This is a genomic window from Pseudoduganella lutea, assembly GCF_004209755.1.
Classification (GTDB): Bacteria; Pseudomonadota; Gammaproteobacteria; order Burkholderiales; family Burkholderiaceae_D; genus Rugamonas; species Rugamonas lutea.
The window spans coordinates 2,762,549-2,778,789 of the sequence record NZ_CP035913.1 but is presented as its reverse complement, the minus strand read 5'-3'; the positions used below and the strand labels follow the sequence as shown (position 1 = coordinate 2,778,789).

General features: G+C 65.0%; 14 protein-coding genes. 3 read left to right on the top strand and 11 right to left on the bottom strand.

Annotated elements, in window-relative coordinates:
- Positions 1-55: 55 nt before the first annotated feature.
- The 5 genes from EWM63_RS11630 to EWM63_RS11610 form a co-directional block, all read right to left on the bottom strand.
- Entirely contained in the window at positions 56-1,066 is a 1,011-nt protein-coding gene (locus EWM63_RS11630) for a substrate-binding domain-containing protein (RefSeq protein ID WP_130186663.1), read from the bottom strand.
- 39 nt (positions 1,067-1,105) lie between these two features.
- The gene (locus EWM63_RS11625) at positions 1,106-2,383 is read right to left on the bottom strand and encodes an MFS transporter (RefSeq protein ID WP_130186662.1); all 1,278 of its coding nucleotides are present in this window, start codon (positions 2,381-2,383) and stop codon (positions 1,106-1,108) included.
- A 36-nt stretch (positions 2,384-2,419) separates the two neighbouring features.
- The gene (gene pgmB, locus EWM63_RS11620; RefSeq protein ID WP_229487859.1) at positions 2,420-3,079 is read right to left on the bottom strand and encodes a beta-phosphoglucomutase; all 660 of its coding nucleotides are present in this window, start codon (positions 3,077-3,079) and stop codon (positions 2,420-2,422) included.
- Positions 3,076-5,424: a glycoside hydrolase family 65 protein gene (locus EWM63_RS11615; protein ID WP_130186661.1), complete on the bottom strand. Its 2,349-nt coding sequence runs from the start codon at positions 5,422-5,424 to the stop codon at positions 3,076-3,078. The genes pgmB and EWM63_RS11615 overlap by 4 nt, the downstream gene beginning before the upstream one ends.
- A 65-nt stretch (positions 5,425-5,489) precedes the next feature.
- Positions 5,490-6,482 carry a LacI family DNA-binding transcriptional regulator gene (locus EWM63_RS11610; protein ID WP_130186660.1) on the bottom strand — a complete coding sequence of 331 codons (993 nt, stop codon included), beginning with the start codon at positions 6,480-6,482 and terminating at the stop codon, positions 5,490-5,492.
- A gap of 190 nt (positions 6,483-6,672) precedes the next feature.
- Here EWM63_RS11610 and EWM63_RS11605 point away from each other — a divergent pair, with 190 nt between their 5' ends.
- The 3 genes from EWM63_RS11605 to EWM63_RS11595 all read left to right on the top strand — a co-directional run bounded on the left by EWM63_RS11605 (position 6,673) and on the right by EWM63_RS11595 (position 11,170).
- Positions 6,673-9,159: a TonB-dependent receptor gene (locus EWM63_RS11605; protein WP_130186659.1), complete on the top strand. Its 2,487-nt coding sequence runs from the start codon at positions 6,673-6,675 to the stop codon at positions 9,157-9,159.
- Positions 9,160-9,416: 257 nt separating this feature from the next.
- Entirely contained in the window at positions 9,417-10,766 is a 1,350-nt protein-coding gene (locus tag EWM63_RS11600) for a hypothetical protein (protein ID WP_130186658.1), read from the top strand.
- 74 nt (positions 10,767-10,840) lie between these two features.
- Positions 10,841-11,170 carry a cupin domain-containing protein gene (locus tag EWM63_RS11595; protein WP_130186657.1) on the top strand — a complete coding sequence of 110 codons (330 nt, stop codon included), beginning with the start codon at positions 10,841-10,843 and terminating at the stop codon, positions 11,168-11,170.
- Between the two features lie 29 nt (positions 11,171-11,199).
- Here EWM63_RS11595 and EWM63_RS11590 read toward each other — a convergent pair whose 3' ends face one another.
- From EWM63_RS11590 to EWM63_RS11570, 6 genes are all read right to left on the bottom strand, one after another.
- Positions 11,200-13,023, bottom strand: a complete 1,824-nt coding sequence (locus EWM63_RS11590) for a hypothetical protein (protein WP_130186656.1) — start codon at positions 13,021-13,023, stop codon at positions 11,200-11,202.
- A gap of 38 nt (positions 13,024-13,061) precedes the next feature.
- On the bottom strand, positions 13,062-13,214 hold the full coding sequence (locus tag EWM63_RS31790; protein WP_165390803.1) for a hypothetical protein: 153 nt from the start codon (positions 13,212-13,214) through the stop codon (positions 13,062-13,064).
- Entirely contained in the window at positions 13,211-14,245 is a 1,035-nt protein-coding gene (locus tag EWM63_RS11585; protein WP_130186655.1) for a glycosyltransferase family 2 protein, read from the bottom strand. The genes EWM63_RS31790 and EWM63_RS11585 overlap by 4 nt, the downstream gene beginning before the upstream one ends.
- A complete protein-coding gene (locus EWM63_RS11580) occupies positions 14,194-14,604 on the bottom strand; it encodes a GtrA family protein (protein WP_130186654.1) in 411 nt (136 codons plus the stop codon). Before EWM63_RS11580 ends, EWM63_RS11585 begins: the two co-directional genes overlap by 52 nt.
- Positions 14,605-14,678: 74 nt before the next feature.
- Entirely contained in the window at positions 14,679-15,728 is a 1,050-nt protein-coding gene (locus tag EWM63_RS11575; protein ID WP_130186653.1) for an NAD(P)H-dependent glycerol-3-phosphate dehydrogenase, read from the bottom strand.
- Position 15,729: 1 nt separating this feature from the next.
- Positions 15,730-16,173: an SH3 domain-containing protein gene (locus EWM63_RS11570; RefSeq protein ID WP_130186652.1), complete on the bottom strand. Its 444-nt coding sequence runs from the start codon at positions 16,171-16,173 to the stop codon at positions 15,730-15,732.
- Between the last annotated feature and the right edge of the window lie 68 nt (positions 16,174-16,241).

The window sequence follows — 16,241 nt, the reverse complement described above, 5'->3', positions numbered from 1 at the left end:
GCCAATCCCGGGAATCCCGCGACGGCATGGGTTCGCCACGCCTGGTGCCTGCCCATCAACCGGCGCAGCGGCCCACCGACGCTCCGGGCAACAGCACTGGCTGCCACAACTCCTGCAGCGATGCGGCCGGCGCTCCTTCAAGCAACGCCAGCAGCATCGCCCCCATCCGGGCGCCGGCGGCGCGCGCATCGGGCTGGTCGATCGTTGCCACGTCCAGCCCGGCCAGCGCATCGGCCATCCGTCCCCATACCACGAGCGACATGTCGCTGCCGATTCCGACGCCCGCATCGAGCAGCGCGCGCACCGCGCCCACGCCGGACAAGTGGTTATCGACGATCACCGCCGTCGGGCGCTCCGCTTCGGCCAGCAATTGCTGCATGGCCTGGTAGCCGCTGCGCCGGTCGATCGCCGATTCAATCAACAACCGCGGATCGGCCGCCAGTCCGGCATAGGTCAGGCAATGGATAAAGCTGTCCCGCCGCTGCCGCGCAAAATTCAATGTCAGCGGTGAGCCAAGCAAGGCAATACGGCGATGGCCATTGGCCAGCAATGCATCGAGCGCCAGGCGGATGCCGGCCGCGTTGTCGTAGTCGAACCACGCATGGCGGTCGCTGACGCCGGTGCGGCCATGCGCAACGAAGGGGAATCCCGCTTCCATCAGGTAGTCGATGCGCGGATCGTCCACCAGCGTGCGGCTGACGATCAGCCCGTCCACGCGCTGCCCGCGCACCATCTGCTGGTACGAGGGCAGTTCATTCGACGGCGATACTGGAGCGATGATGAAGTTCATGCCAGCTGCTTCCAGCGCGGCGGAAATGCCGCCCACCACGTCGAGGAACATCGGGTCGCCCAGGTCGGCCGGCAGCAGCGGGTAAAGGATGCCCAGCACATTGCTGCGGCCCACGGCCAGGTGGCGCGCCACCGGGTTGGCCTTATAACCGCTGGCGGCCGCCGCGGCCCGCACGCGCTCGCGCGTGGCTTCCGACACTTCCGGGTAACCGTTCAAGGCGCGGCTGACGGTGGTCTTCGACATGCCGAGCGTGTCGGCCAGGGCTTTCAGGTTCATGCAGGCGGGCGGCAGGGAAGGAGACGGAGCGCGATGGATTCAGTGCGGCTGGCCGCCGATTATAGCGGAGGCCCCGGCACCGTCGCCGCCGGCGGCGCCCTCCACCGCGCGCCGGAAGAAGAACAGCATCACCAGCACCACAGCGATCGGCACCAGTGTCAGGTAAAACGCGAAATGGCCGCTGAACGCGCCGAACACGTAGCCCGTGATCAACGATCCCGTGGTGCCGCCCAGTGCAGAAAAGATCACCAGCAGCCCCGTCATCGGCGCATGCTGGTGCTGCGGCAGGGAGCTCAACATCACCGAATTGATGCCCGGGTAGATGGGCGCCATGAATAGGCCGATCAGCGGGAACAGGAACGTGGCCGCCGGTGCCGTGAACCAGGTGATGCCGGCTTCGGGAACCGTGCCGTGGGTCAGCGGCAGCGCCACCAGCACCACGGCACCCATGCCGAGCAGGCAGCCGTTCATCACGGGGTACCAGTGCAGCTTGCGCAGTACCACGCCGGCCGAGAGGCGGCCGATCGCCAGGCAGGCGGCGAAGATGCTGGTGACCTGCACGCTCATCGCCGCCGGCAGGTGCAGGATTTCGTTATTGAACGTGGGCAGCCAGGTGCCCACGCTCTGCTCGATCAGCACGTACAGGAAAGCGGTGACCACGAAGATGCACACCAGCGGCTTGAAGAACAGCTTCAGCATGGCGGTGAAATCCTGTGCCAGCGTGCGCTCCGCCGGCACCACCGCCAGCCGTTCGTCGAAGTGCGTGCCGGCCAGCAGCACGAAGGTCAGGGCGCACAGTGCGGCCAGCGGCCAGTAGACGTTCAGCCAGCCCTGCGAGCGCGGATCCGCCGAATCGATGAAGAAACTGAATACCCAGTAGGCGCACAGCACCCCCACCATGAAGAAGCCTTCCAGCGTGTTCATGATGCCGGCATGCTCCTTGCGGCTGCGGGCGATCAACCCCAGCGTCGAATAGACGGACACCTTGACCAGCGCGAACGCCACACCCACGCACAGGAACAGCACCTTGGCGGTGGCAAAGCCCGGCACCAGCGGCATGGCCAGGCACGCGCCGGTGACGATCGCCAGACCGGCGAGCATCGCACGCTTGTAGCCCAGGCGCGGCAGGAACGAGGCCACCAGGAACGACACGATCGCGATCGGCAGGTCCTTGAAACCTTCCAGCACGCTGGCAGCGGACTTGCCGACGCCATAGTTGTTGATAACCTGAAGAATGACGGTGCCCACGCTGTTGAGCAGGATGGCGAACACGAAGTAAATCAGGAACAGGATGAACAGGATACGGCGGCGTTGCATGGTGTCTCCTCCCAACGTTTGATTGTTTTTATGGGGTCAGTCCAGCGCAAACGCCGCCAGGTCCGGGATCACCACGTCGGCCTGCGCCAACACGCGGGGATCGCCGACACCGATCGCGTACATGCCTGCCGCCTTGATCGACGCCACGCCGGCCACCGCATCCTCGACGCCAAAGCAGTCTGCGGGCGGCACGCCCAGCTCGTGCGCCGCCTTCAGGAAAATCTCCGGATCCGGCTTGCCGCGAGCAATCGTGCCGGCATCCACCACATAGTCGAACTTGCCGGTGATGCCGAGGCTGTCCAGCACCGTGAAGGCGTTGCGGCTCACGGAAGCCAGGCCGATCTTCAGGCCGGCCGCGCGGCAGGCATCGAGCGCGTCGACGGCACCAGGCAGCAGGTCGGCCGGCGTCATCGTGGCGATCAGTTCCTTGTAATGTTCGTTCTTCGCCGTGGCCAGCGCCAGCTTTTGCGCATCGGTATAGCTGCGCGGGGACGAGGCCAGGATCAGTTCGAGCGACCCCATCCGGTCGATGCCCTTCAAGTGCTCGTTGAACGCCTCGTCGAAATGCACGCCCTCCGCTTCGGCCAGGCGCTTCCAGGCCAGGTAGTGGTAGCGGGCGGTATCGGTGATCACGCCATCGAGGTCGAAGATCACAGCCTTGAAATCCTTCATGCTGCGCCTGGTGCTGTCGTTCATGCGGCCTCCTGGTGTTCGGGTTGGGCAGCGGTCAGCTCGACCGGCCTGCCATGGTGGGTGAACCGCAGCGCGTCGCCCCGCGCCAGACGGTATGTCGTGCCGGCGACGTTCACGCCCACCTCCAGCAGGCAGCCGCGCAGCTGGATGCGGAAGCGATAGCCCTGCCACTGCGCCGGCAGGGTGGGGGCGAAGCGCAGGCTGCCGCCGTCGGTGCGCATGCCACCGAAGCCGTATGCCACGCCGAGCCAGGTGCCGGCCATGGCAGCCGTGTGCACCCCGTGGCAGGTGTTGCCGTGCGTGTCATCCAGGTCGAGGCGGGCCGTTTCCATGAAGTAGTCGTAGGCCTTGCCGGCGTACCCGACCTCGGCGGCAACGATCGAGAAGATGCACGACGACAGCGACGAGTCGTGCGTGGTCACCGCTTCGTAGTAATCGAAGTCGCGCCGCTTGTCGTCCAGTTCGAAACGGGAGGACAGCAGCAGCAGCGCCAGCACCACGTCGGCCTGCTTGCAGACCTGGTGGCGGTAGATCACCATCGGGTGGTAGTTCAGCAGCAATGGGTAGTTTTCCGCAGGCGTATTGGCGAAGTCCCACGGCTTCTTCGACAGGAAGCTGTCGTCCTGCTCGTGGATCCGCAGTTCGGCGTCGTAGGGCAGGCGCATCAGCCGCGCGGCATTGGCCCATTCTTCCGGTTCGGCTGGATCGAGCGACATCGACTGCGCGATGCGGGCATGGTCTTCCGGGAATTCGCTGGCGAGCCGTGCCGCGATGGCGGCGGCGAATTCCAGGTGGGCCTGGGCCATCGCGTTGGTGTAGTAGTTGTTGTTGACGAGGGCCGTGTATTCGTCCGGCCCCGTCACCTCGTTGATGACGAACCTGCCTTGGCGGTCGTAACTGCCGATGCCGGTCCAGATGCGCGCCGTTTCCATCACGATCTCGGCACCGTGCGCCCGCAGCCAGGCGTCGTCGCCCGTCGCATCGAGGTACTGGCGGATCGAATACGCGATGTCGGCATTGATGTGGTACTGCGCCGTACCGGCCGGGAAGTAGGCCGAACATTCCTCGCCGGCGATGGTGCGCCATGGGTACAGTGCGCCTTTCGCATGCGACATCTGGCGGGCGCGGCGGCGTGCCGATTCCAGCCCGGCCCACCGGTACTCCAGCAAGGCACGGGCGATCTCCGGCTTGTTGTACAGGAAGAAGGGGAAGATGTAGATTTCCGTGTCCCAGAAATAGTGGCCTTCGTAGCCTTCGCCCGTCACGCCCTTGGCGGAGATATTGGTCTTGCCGTCGCGGCCCACCGATTGCAGCAGGTGGTACTGGTTGAAGCGGATGCCTTGCTGCAGCAGGTCGTCGCCATCGATTTCCACGTCGGCCTGCTGCCAGAAGCCGGCAAGGTACGCGGCCTGGCGGACCACCAGCGCATCGAAGCCTTCGGCCCTGGCCGCATCGAGCAGGTCGCGGCTGCGCGGCATCAGTTCGGTCTCGGGATAGTCGCGCGACGTGTGGTAGCACGCGTACTTGCGCACGGCGGCCTTCTCGCCCTGCGCCACCGGTATCGCGTACGTCTGCTCGAGCCGCAGGTCGTCGCGGCGGCATTGCGCCTGCACCGCTGGCCGGTCGGCGACCTCGGTCAGCGTGGCGCTCACCAGTGTGAAGCCACTATTGCGGGTGCGCTGCACCAGTGCGCTGAAATCGCCTTCCTGTTCCGCGGACAGCAATTGCAGCGATGCGCCTGAGACGGCCGACCCGATCCTGGGGTCGTCGCCCGCTTCCAGGTTCCGCACCGCGCCATCGAGCGACGAGACGAAGCGCACCGTGCCGGAAAAATTCAGCGGCGTGACTTCCACTTCCAGCGCCAGCAGGTGCCGGTTGTCGAGGCACACGAGCCGGCGGCTGCGTAGCGCGATCGAACGGCCAGATGGGGCCGTCCAGGTCAGCGTGCGTTCCAGCACGCCGTGGCGCAGGTCCAGCGAGCGCCGGTAGGTCCCGAGCGTGCCTTGCAGCGGGTCGAAACGTTCCCCGGAAGACGCATTCCCGTCATCGATCCAGATGGCGATGCCCTTGGCATTCGGCACATTCAGCATGAACTGGTTGGTTTTCGCCAGCGCGAAGGCCGTCTCCGGATAGTGGATCGGTTCGGATTCGTGGAAGCCGTTCAGGTAGGTGCCGTCGCGCGACGTGCCGGCCGGCCCGCTCCAGCCTTCTTCCGCCGTGCCGCGCACGCCGATGTAGCCATTGCCGAGCGCGAACAAGGTCTCATTCAGGAAATGGCTGGCGGCATCCGGCGCGTCCTCGCGCAGGCACCACGGATCAGGGGGGAAGCGATGGTTCCGGACTTGCATCTTGTCTCCTTCAAACCGGTTTGGATAATGGGTAACAGCAGCCCGCAGGCTGTTGCACAGGGAGGTCAGGTTTGCCGCACCATGAGCATGGTGGACAGCATTTCGGATGTGGCAGGCTGGCCGTTGATCAGGTCCAGCATTTTCTTCGCCAGCAGCACGCCGCCGTCGCGCAGGTACTGGTGTACCGATGTCAGCGGCGGCACGAAGCTGGCCGCGCCGGGCGTGTCGTCGTAGCCGATGACGGAAACGATTTCCGGCACGTGCAGGTTTTTCTCGGCCAGTGCGCGGATGGCGCCCATCGCCAGCAGGTCGCTGGCGGCGAACACGCCATCGAACCCATGGCTTTTTTTCTTCAGCAACGCTGAAATGCAATCGAACCCGGCCTCGAAGGTAAAGGCCTTGGGACGCATGATGTGCACGCTGCCCTGGCTACCGATCGCTTCGATGAAGCCGGCGCACCGTTCCTGTACTTCGGCATGATCGACGTCGCCCAGGAAGACCAATTTCTTGCGGCCCAGTTCGAGGAAGCGGTGCGCCGCGCTGATACCGCCCTTGCGGTTGTCGCTGCCGACCACGACCGTATCCGACCCGGGTTCCGGCGCGCCCCACACCACCAGGGGAAGGCCGGCCTTCTTCAACGCTGTCACTGCTTCGCCATGCGAGCCTTGCCCCAGCAGGATCAGGCCGTCCGCGCCCCGCACCGGCGCCGTGTCGAGCAATTGCTTCGAGGTCAGTACCACGCTGTAGCCCGCCGTGGTCAGTTCCTGGGTGATGCCGCCCAGCAGTTCCAAAGGATAGGGATCGGACATTGGGCGGCCTTTGGCGGGCGTCATTTCCACCACGACCGCCACCGAATATGAGCGGCCCATGCGCAAGTTGCGAGCACTCACATTGAAACGGTAACCCTGTTCCTCGGCAATACGGCGCACCTTTTCGCGGGTGGCTTCCGTTACCAGCGGGCTGTTGCGCAACGCCCGCGACACGGTGATCTTGGAAACGCCCGCCAGTTGGGCCAGGTCTTCCATCGTCAGTCCAGAGTCGGGTTTTGCGGCGGGCATCGGGTGTCCTGAAAAAAGTTGGAGGCCATTATGACAGATCCAACACTATTGTCACGCAAAATGACATCGATAGCATTTTCATTGACATCGATGTCATTTGTGCGTTTCAATGTTGTCACACAGACCAGCGGCGGCGCCATCGGGGCGCATTGTCCGGAGACGACAATTCACAAATGAAAGCAAAACTGCCATGAACAACAGGTTCCTGCTGTCCTCGATTTCCCTTGCCATCCTTGCGCTGACGGGCCAGGTGCGCGCCGCCGCGCCGCAGGAAGCGGTCGCACCGGCCGCCACGCAAGACGTTTCCGGCGCCTCCGGTAATGCTGCCCAAGAAGGCGGCGCCGCAGTGCAGGCCGAACTGCAGCAGGTCGTGGTGACTGGTGTCGCCACTGGCGGCGTGCGCAAGCTGGATTCGGCGTTTTCGATCACCACCGCGACCGAGGAACAGCTCAGGCAGGCCGCACCCAGCAGCACGGCCGACATCCTGAAGCTGGTGCCGGGCGTGTATGCGGAAGCCACGGGCGGCCAGTCGGGCGCCAACATCGAAGTGCGTGGTTTCCCGTCGGGCTCGGATTCGCCATTCGTTTCCGTGCAGCTGATGGGCAACCCCATCTATCCGGTACCGACGCTGTCGTTCTTTGAAGGTTCGTCCGCGTTCCGGCTCGACGACACGGTGGAGCGGGTGGAAGTGCTGCGTGGCGGTCCCAGCACGATCTTCTCGAATGGCCAGCCTGGCGCGACGATGAACTTCATCCTGAAGAAAGGCAGCGATACGCCGGAAGGCTCGATCCGCTTCTCGACCGGCACGGGCGAACTGCGCCGCGTCGACGTGTTCTACGGCGGCAAGATCGCCGACAACTGGTACGGCACCATCGGCGGCTTCTACCGCAATACGAATGGTGTGCGCGATGCCGGCTTCCCGGCCGACAAGGGCACACAGCTGACGGCCACGCTGACCCGCAAGCTCGACAATGGCGAAGTCACGTTCTACGCCCGCCGCACCGATGACAAGAACGCGTTCTATACGGGCGTGCCGCTGATTTCGTCGAACGAAGGGCGCACCATTTCGGAGTTCCCGGGCTTCGACCCGCTGACGGGAACCCTGATGAGCGGCGAAATGCGCCGCTTTACCGTCGAGGCGGGCCCTGGGCGCACCTTGAACTACGACCTGGGCGATGGCCGCGGCCTGAAATCCACCGTGTTCGGCATCGACTTCGCGCAAACGGTCGGCGGCTGGAACGTGTCGAACAAGTTCAATTACTTCGACGGTGACCTGAATACGATCGCCATGTTCACCGGGAACAACCCGCTGTCGATGGGGGCGTACAACGCCACTGCGCTGTCCTCCTATCGCAATGCCGTCACGGGCAGCACCGCCACCGCGGCAACCGCCACTTACCTGGACGGCACGCCTGTCGCCGACACGCAGCAGGTGGTGCAGGCCGGCCTGTGGGCCGTGGAAAAACAGCTGCAATCGGCCACCGACGAAATCCGCGTCAGCCGCGAGTGGATGAAAGACAACACGGTGACGATCGGCGGCTACTTTGCCAACTACTCGTCGGATGACGTCTGGTACCTGGGCAACAGTCACCTGATGACGGCCGTGCCCAATGCCCGGTTGATCGACGTGCGCCTCAACAACGGTATCGTCGTATCCAACGGCGGCAAGGAAGGGCCGGTCAACTACGCGCCGGTGGCTTCCTACGACGGCAGCAACACCGCGCTGTTCATCGCCAACGAATGGAAGATCAACGACCGCATCAAGGTCGATGGCGGCATCCGTCGCGAACGGCAAAAGCTCGATGCGACGGTGTCGAACCTTGTGACCGGCGATACGGACAACAACCCGCTGACCGTGTACAACAACGGCACCTCGATGCCGACCAGTTCGAACACGGCATTGAGCCGCACCGACTCCGCCACCTCGTTCACGATCGGCGGCAACTTCAAGCTGTCGCGCGATGCGAGCGTGTTTGCCCGCGCCAACCGCGGCCATACCTTCATCGCTTTCGATGATTTGCGCAACGCCGGCACGCAAGCCAAGGTCGACGACCGCGGCCTGCTTCCCACGCCAACGATCGAACAGTTCGAGGTGGGCTTCAAGACCGCTTCGCCGCTGTACAGCGCCTATGTCAATTATTTCCGCACCGACTTCGACGGGATCGCCTTCCAGCAGATCCTGGCCGACGGCACGATCCTCAATACCGTCAGCGGATCGAAAGGGCAAGGCGTGGAGTTCGAACTGGCCGTGCGGCCGGTGCGCGACCTGACACTGACCCTGACGGGCAACTGGCAGGATTCGGAATACAAGGACAATCCGGCAACGGCCGGCAAGCGCGTTCAGCGGCAACCGAAACTGCAGGGCCGTTTCACCCCGTCCTACAGGATCCCGATGGGCGACAACGAGCTGCGCCTGTATGGCACCTACACGTACATCGGCGAACGCTGGGCCGACCAGGCCAACCTGCAGTACCTGCCATCCTACAAGACGTTCGACCTGGGCGCCGTGTACCGGCTGGGCGAGAAGATCGAGTTCCGCGTCAATGGCAGCAACCTGAACAACGAACTGGGCCTCACCGAAGGCAATTCGCGCCTGACCACCGGCGGCAGCGGCCCGATCAATGCCCGGCCACTGTTCGGCCGCACGTGGGAAGCTTCGGTCATGTACCGCTTCTGAAACCATCGAGAAGTCCCCGGGCCTGGCGTACCAAGGACGCCTTGCCCGTTCTCGCTTTGGCGGCCTGCGGGCCGCTTTTTTTTGATTGAATTTGTTGATCGACCGGCGCTGGGGACCGCGGCACTCCGATGCATTCCACGACAGCCAATTCGCCAGCCTGCTAAGATCGCAGCCTTTCGCGAATCGCGCTGCCGGCATCCATGTCCCCAGCAGTAAAGGGGGCATGTGAAGGCCGGGCCGGCCCACCGGAGTTTTCCATGACATTACCCACCCGCCCATCGAACTGGCAGGATTTCGAGCGCCTGTCCACTGCGCTGGCCTCCGAAGTCTACAAAACCCGCTTCCGCCGCTGGGGCAGCGCGGGCCAGCGGAAAAATGGTGTGGATGCATGGGCGACCACGCCGGACGGCCGGGCGATCGCGTTGCGCTTCGAGGGGCGGACCGAGCGTTACGGCCAGCCACTGGCGAAAACGGATATCGACGCCGCGCTAGCGGAAGCGGCAGGCTTTCCAAATAAGGTCGATGAATTCGTGCTGCTGGCGGCCGGGGCGGACGATGCCGCCGTCCAGGCTTATGCGGCCGAACTGACCGCCAGCCGGACAGCGGCCGGCCAGTCATCGATTATGGTGTGGGGCTGGCAAAGCATCGCCACGCACATCGGGCAGCAGCCGAAAGTGCAGCGGGCCTTTTATGGCCATGAGGTGAAATCCTCTTCAAAGTTCAAGCTGGTCCTGCTTGCCGCCGCGCTCATCGTCGTGGCCGGCGGTGTCGGCTCGCTCTTCCTCGGCAAGAACGCCATCGATGCATCCAACGCCAAGCCGAAGGACCCGACGGTCAATGTCGGCAATATTGCCGCGAACCTGGATGAACTGAACGAAACGTATCAGCAATGCCAGGCGCTGCTGGCAAAAAATGTCTTCACGTTCAGCCACGAACTGGCCGAAACCTGCCGGGATCCTGCCACGGCGCAGCTTGCCGCGCTGTCGAAAAAGGTGGAAAAACACCGTTCCGGATTCGATGCGCAGGCCAAGATCGAACTGGAACGGCTGCTGGCCATCTTCCGCGAAGACGTGCGCGAGACGGCGGCGGTGACCTCGGCCGCGCATGCATTCGACAGCGCGGTGGTGCAGTCGATGAAGGACGGTTGCGCGGCGGGCAAACCAGCTGCAGACAACACTGCGATGACGCGCGCCGGCGCGGCGGCCGTCGTGGCCCAGGTGCGCTATTACTTCCTGCTCAAGGACTTCATCATTCCCGAACTGGCAACGGCCAAGGAAATCCTGCAACTCCACGGGAGTGGCGCGCCGGCACCGGAACGGATGACGGCCGCGGCGGGGCGCATGGAGCAACTGCTGAAAGAGCGGGTGGCCTATGCCGTCAAGGAAACGCGCTCGCCATTCACGCTGTCCTCGGTCAAGCATACGGTGACGCGGGACGCCGTGCCTGACACCGACGCGGCCGCCGAAGAAGCGCGCTGGCGCGACGTGCTGGCGCAATCGTCGACGCAGTCGCTGTGGGGACGGACCAGGGATATCGAGGCGCTGGTGTCATGCGGCGCCTTGAATAAGGAGCAGGCCGCGGCGCTGGCGCCGCCAGCGGGCACCTGACTCCGGTTCAATGCAGCGCGGCATCCCGTGCCGGTTTGCTAAGATGAGCACAACGTTCACATACGGGAGTGCTTATGGCTCTGCAACACGCATCATCCGGCCAAGTCATCGCATTGCAGCGCAGCGGTGAGGATGGCTCGCAATTTTCATCGATCGCGCTGGCCAAGACCGACGAGATCGAACTGATCCGTCTCGTGCTGCCCGCCGGGAAGACCATGCCCGAACACTGGGTAAAAGGCGAAGTCACGCTGCAATGCCTGTCCGGCGAAATCGCCATCGATGCGCATGGCCGCACGTCCACGCTGCATGGCGGCGAGATGCTGTACCTGGCTGGCGCAACGCCGCATGCCTTGAAGGCAGTCGCCGATTCGGTGGCGCTGCTGACGATCGTACTGAAGAGCTAACGGGCGTTCGAACGCGACGGGTACACGGCTTAGCGGCATACGAAACGCACCGCATACAGCAAGCGCGGGCTGCCGAGCCGCATCCCGTTGACGGGATTGCGGTCCAGCCGCGCCACTTCTTCCAGCTGCATGCAGGCGTCCGGCATCACCGTGGCGCCGGCCATGAACACGTGCGTCACGCCGGCTGCGCGCAAGGTGGCGGAACGTAATGGCACGTTGCCCGGGGCAGTCAGGCTGGGCGGCAATGCCAGTATGCGCCGGGCTTCCGGCATGCTGATCACGCGGTTCGATAAACGGGCGCCGAACAGCGGATAGTGCCAGCTGCGATCGGCCGTGTTCAGGATGGTGGCGTTGGCCGGCAGCGCATCCACCGCTGCCGGATATTCGTAGAACGACGGGCGGGTGGTCTGTTGCGACAGCACGATGCGGTCGCCGAACTGCAGCACCTGCCGCGACAGGAACACGCCCAGCATCGCCACGATGCACAGCGCCAGGCCGATGTCGAACATGCGCCGCCATGGGCCTGCGGCCTGCGTGACGGCCCACGCCAGCAGCGGCATCGCCAGCGGCAGAGCGGCAAGCATGTAGCGCGGCTGCCGGTCGCCCAGCAGCCACCAGGCTGTCACGATAAACAGTACGGCGAACAGCAGCGACAACCGCACGGCATGGCGCCGCAGGCCATCGCGCGCCACGGCGGCAGCGAGGGCGACCGCCGTGCCGGGAATGGCCGCGGCAACGAAGGCGCCCAAGCCCGAGCTGTGCTTGAAGTTCTGGCCGTGACGCTGTGGTTCCGTCCAGGGATACACGAGCCATTGCCAGGCGCTGTTCACCCATTCGTGCTCGGTGGACCGGCGCAATGACGGATCGAAATCGGCGGACGGCAGCCAGCCGAACCAGGCGCCGACCAGTGGCACGCCGACCGGGTGCAGCGGATTGCCGAACAGGACGGCATTGCGCAGCATCCAGAAGCCGCCGCACAGCAATGCTACCCCGCCAAATAGGGCAGCATTGCGTAATACGCCGGCCAAACCGCCGCCGCGCGCGCAGGCAACGAGGCCGATGGCCACGGCGCTGAGCAGGTGCAGGCTCTTAAAGCCGAAAGCCAGGCCGGCGCAAAGTCCCGCCAGCGTCATGGCCATGGCCGGGCGCAGCGGCGACAGCACGAAACACATCGCCAGCGTCGAGAAGGCGATGCCGCCGATATCGGCGCCCAGCTCCACCGACGAGAAGGCGATCATCGGCACGCCCACCATGCCGCAGCAGGCATACAGCGTAGCTTTGCGGTCGGCATCGGCCAGCCGGCACAGCATGCCGACCGCCAGCGCAAGCGGCACCAGCAACGCCAGGTTCGCGCTTGAGACGAGCCATTCCGGCAATGCATCGAGCAGCACGGCCCACAGCACGCTTGCGTTGGCCGGAAAGGTATGGGGGAAGTTGCCGTCCCATGCCATCAGCGAGTGCGTTTGCCGCAGGTGCGCGGACAAGGGCAGGTGGTAGGCCATCACCTCGTAGCCCTGGGGCCGGCCGGCGGCCAGCATTAGGCCGGCCAGCAGGAAAACGGCCAGCGTCAGCCAGGGCAGCAAGCCCCAATGGCCGCGCGGCCGCACGAACGCGACCGGGGTGGCGGGCACCAGCCGCAGGACCAGCGCCGGCGCCAGCAACAGCAGCGCCGCGTTGCCGACGGTGGCGCAAGGCATGCCGTTCACCAGCTCCAGAATGCCCAGCAAGTGGAAAGGCAGGAACAACGCGCCGAAGAACACGGCGATGGCCACGAGATGGCGCTCCGCGGCAAATCGCTGCGCGACGAGCTTTGCGACCCATGCGCACAGCAGCAGGTAAAAAAGGGCGCTCACGGAGAAGGACTCACGGATAGGGGCTTACAAAATGGGGCTCAGAACAAGTGCTCCACGATTGCGTGCAGCGCCTGCCACAGCATCGCCAGGTGATTGCGGATGCCTTCGCTGCAGGCAAAGTACACCATGGCGGAACACGCCGACACGCCGGCCGGCACCTTCGATACCAGCGCCGCCGGCAATCGCCTCATGGCTGGTCCTTGCCGCAGAAGCCGGTGCCAAGCTTGCTGCCACAAACGGCCTCGACATGGAAGCGCGGCCGTTTCTTCGTCGATTCGTACACCTTCGCGAGGTACTCGCCGATGATGCCAAGGCTCAGCAGCTGCACTCCGCCCAGCAGGTACATCGGGATGACGACCGAAGCCCAGCCCGGCACCGCCTGGTCGGTAAACATGCGGATGCCCAGTGCCCAGGCCGACAACAGCAGGCTGCCCAGCGACACCAGCGCGCCCGCGCCTGTAATCAGGCGCAGCGGATAGGCCGTAGACGACGTCACGCCCTGCCATGCCAGCGACAGCATCTTGCGCAGCGGGTATTTCGATTCGCCGGCAAAGCGCGGGGCCCGTTCGAACTCCACGACGGATGTGCGATACCCGAGCTGCGGAATCAGGCCGCGCAGGAACAGGTGGGTTTCCTCGTAGCCGCGCAGGCTTTCGATCGCGCGCCGGCTCATCAGCCGGAAGTCGGCATGGTTGAACAGCACCTGCACGCCGAGGAAGGACAGGAGCCGGTAGTAGCCTTCGGCGCTCGTGCGCTTGAATACACTGTCGGCGTTGCGGCAATGGCGCACGGCATACACGATCTCGCTGCCGGCGCGGTGGGCGTCGAGCATGCGCGGGATCGCCTCAAGGTCGTCCTGCAGGTCGGCATCGAGGCTCACGAGCACTTCGCCCGGTGCCGTGAGCAAGCCGCACAGCAACGCGTTCTGGTGGCCGCGATTGCGGCTCAGCTTGATGCCGCAGACGGTCGGGAACGCCGCCGCGTATTCCGACACCAGGCGCCATGTGCCGTCGCTGCTGCCATCGTCCACGTAGTAGATCGCGCTGCCCGGTGCGGCCTTGCCTTCGGCTTCGAGCCGGGCCAGCAGCGCCACCAGCCGGCGCGTGGTTTCCGGCAGCACTTCCTGCTCGTTAAAGCACGGCAGCACGAGGCTGACGACGGGCACCGGCTTCAGTTCCGGTTGCGTCGAAAAGTCCAGGCGCCATGGATGCAATAGTTCCATACGATGACTCCCATGGTGGTGAGCAGTTGGGCAGGTAGCGTGGGCAGCCCCGCGCGCAACAGCGCGGTCAGCAGCAGGTGGTTCAGCAGCAGGCCGCTGGCGGCGGCGACCGCGAAACGCGGCGCGGTCACACGGCGCTGTTCATGGCTGTGAAAGGTGACTTGCTCGTTCAGCAGGTAGTTCAGCAACGCGCTGAGCACGAAGCCGATGCCCGAAGCGCTAACGGCCGGCAGGCCGGCGCGCATCAGCAGCAGCATCACCAGGTAGTGCGCGGCCGTGGACGCGCCGCCGACGCACAGGAAGGCAAACAGGCTGCGTGCCGAGAAATTGGCACGTGTGGTGGAGAATCGCGTGGGCATGGATGACAAACGGGCAAGCGGACCCGTCAAGTCTATCCACGTCGTTCAACGAACGACTGCGATTGGATCAAACCTTACTTGGAAGCGGGCGTGAGTGTCTCATCGCGGGGATCGCGTGCCAGCATCCGGGCCACCAGCACGTCCGGCTTCACGCCATCGAACAGCATCGATGCCACGCCGTTCGTGAGCGGCATGTCGACGCCCAGCCGGGCCGCGAGTTCGCGCACGGCCTTGGCGCATGGCACGCCTTCGGCCACGTGGCCCAGCTCGGCCACGATCGTGTCCAGTGCCTTGCCTTGCGCCAGGCCCAGGCCCACGCGGCGGTTACGCGACAGGTCGCCCGTGCACGTGAGGATCAGGTCGCCCATGCCGGTCAGGCCCATGAACGTTTCGATATTGCCGCCCAGTGTCGTGCCCAGGCGGGTCACTTCGGCCAGGCCACGCGTGATCAGGGCGGCGCGGGCGTTCAGGCCCAGGCCCATGCCATCGGCGCAGCCGGTGGCGATCGCCATCACGTTCTTCACGGCGCCGCCGACTTCCACGCCGATCAGGTCGTCACTGGAATACACCCGCATCGTGCCGCCATGCACCGCGGCCACCACGCAGTCGCGCAGCGCGGCGGACGTGGAGGCAATGGTCAACGCGCACGGCAGGCCGCGCGCCACTTCCTGCGCGAACGAGGGGCCGGACAAGGCGCCGCCGGGAACGGCGTCGCCCAGGACATCGCGGAAAATCTGATGCGGGAGCAGCCCCGTTTCATATTCGAAGCCCTTGCACAGCCAGACCAGGTTCGGGATGGGCCGGCCCTTCAGGCTGTGCAGCAGCGGCCGCAGGCCGGCCACGGGCGTGGCCGCGATCAGCAGGCCATCATGGCCACCGGCATCGCGCATGGTGTGGGCCACTGCCTCGTCGAAATCGGCCGTTACGCGCAGCGCGGGTGGGAAAGGAAAGCCGGGCAGGTAGTGGGTGTTGTCGCGGGCCGTGGCGATCTGCGCCATGGCGTCGGCATTGCGGCCCCACAGCACCACGTCATGGCGCGCGGCCACCGCGATGGCGACGGCCGTGCCCCAGGCCCCGGCGCCCAGTACAGTGATACGGCGCCGGCTCGGTTGATTCTCTTGCATGTCAGTTACCCCAGATATCGCTACTGCGCACGTAGCCCGCTGGGCCGTCGCGATGGCGGACCTTGACCCAGCCGTTCGCGCCGGGTTCTCCCAGCTCCAGCAGCACGCCCTTGTCGGCCGTGAAGACCACGGCCGACGCATCGTCCTCGGCTGTGCGCACTTTCACGTTCGGCGCGCGCACGATGACATTGCGGCGGGAAGAAAGGCCGCGCGCCGGCGTCCAGGCCAGCTCGCCGGAAACGTCGCGCACCTTGACCCAGTCGCCGTAGGTAAGCACGATTTCCAGCGGCGCGCCGCGCGGCACGATGAACAGCTTGACGCCCTTCGTGGAAGGCGCGTCGTACAGCACGGCGGGCGCCGCGCCAACCGACTTGAAATCGGCAGCCCAGCTGGCGGCGCTCGCCAGCAACCAGGCGGAACCAATTATCAAGCGCGTAATACTCATTGCAAAAAACTTTCGTCCAAAATGATCAAAGGCCACGATGGGCCTTTGATTTACGGGGAAGCGGCGGC

Bases quoted from the DNA above. Each gene is read 5' to 3' on its own strand.
- EWM63_RS11630 (WP_130186663.1), bottom strand. From the start codon at position 1,066: ATGAACCTGAAAGCCCTGGCCGACACGCTCGGCATGTCGAAGACCACC.
- EWM63_RS11625 (WP_130186662.1), bottom strand. From the start codon at position 2,383: ATGCAACGCCGCCGTATCCTGTTCATCCTGTTCCTGATTTACTTCGTG.
- pgmB (WP_229487859.1), bottom strand. From the start codon at position 3,079: ATGAACGACAGCACCAGGCGCAGCATGAAGGATTTCAAGGCTGTGATC.
- EWM63_RS11615 (WP_130186661.1), bottom strand. From the start codon at position 5,424: ATGCAAGTCCGGAACCATCGCTTCCCCCCTGATCCGTGGTGCCTGCGC.
- EWM63_RS11610 (WP_130186660.1), bottom strand. From the start codon at position 6,482: ATGCCCGCCGCAAAACCCGACTCTGGACTGACGATGGAAGACCTGGCC.
- EWM63_RS11605 (WP_130186659.1), top strand. From the start codon at position 6,673: ATGAACAACAGGTTCCTGCTGTCCTCGATTTCCCTTGCCATCCTTGCG.
- EWM63_RS11600 (WP_130186658.1), top strand. From the start codon at position 9,417: ATGACATTACCCACCCGCCCATCGAACTGGCAGGATTTCGAGCGCCTG.
- EWM63_RS11595 (WP_130186657.1), top strand. From the start codon at position 10,841: ATGGCTCTGCAACACGCATCATCCGGCCAAGTCATCGCATTGCAGCGC.
- EWM63_RS31790 (WP_165390803.1), bottom strand. From the start codon at position 13,214: ATGAGGCGATTGCCGGCGGCGCTGGTATCGAAGGTGCCGGCCGGCGTG.
- EWM63_RS11585 (WP_130186655.1), bottom strand. From the start codon at position 14,245: ATGGAACTATTGCATCCATGGCGCCTGGACTTTTCGACGCAACCGGAA.
- EWM63_RS11580 (WP_130186654.1), bottom strand. From the start codon at position 14,604: ATGCCCACGCGATTCTCCACCACACGTGCCAATTTCTCGGCACGCAGC.
- EWM63_RS11575 (WP_130186653.1), bottom strand. From the start codon at position 15,728: ATGCAAGAGAATCAACCGAGCCGGCGCCGTATCACTGTACTGGGCGCC.
- EWM63_RS11570 (WP_130186652.1), bottom strand. From the start codon at position 16,173: ATGAGTATTACGCGCTTGATAATTGGTTCCGCCTGGTTGCTGGCGAGC.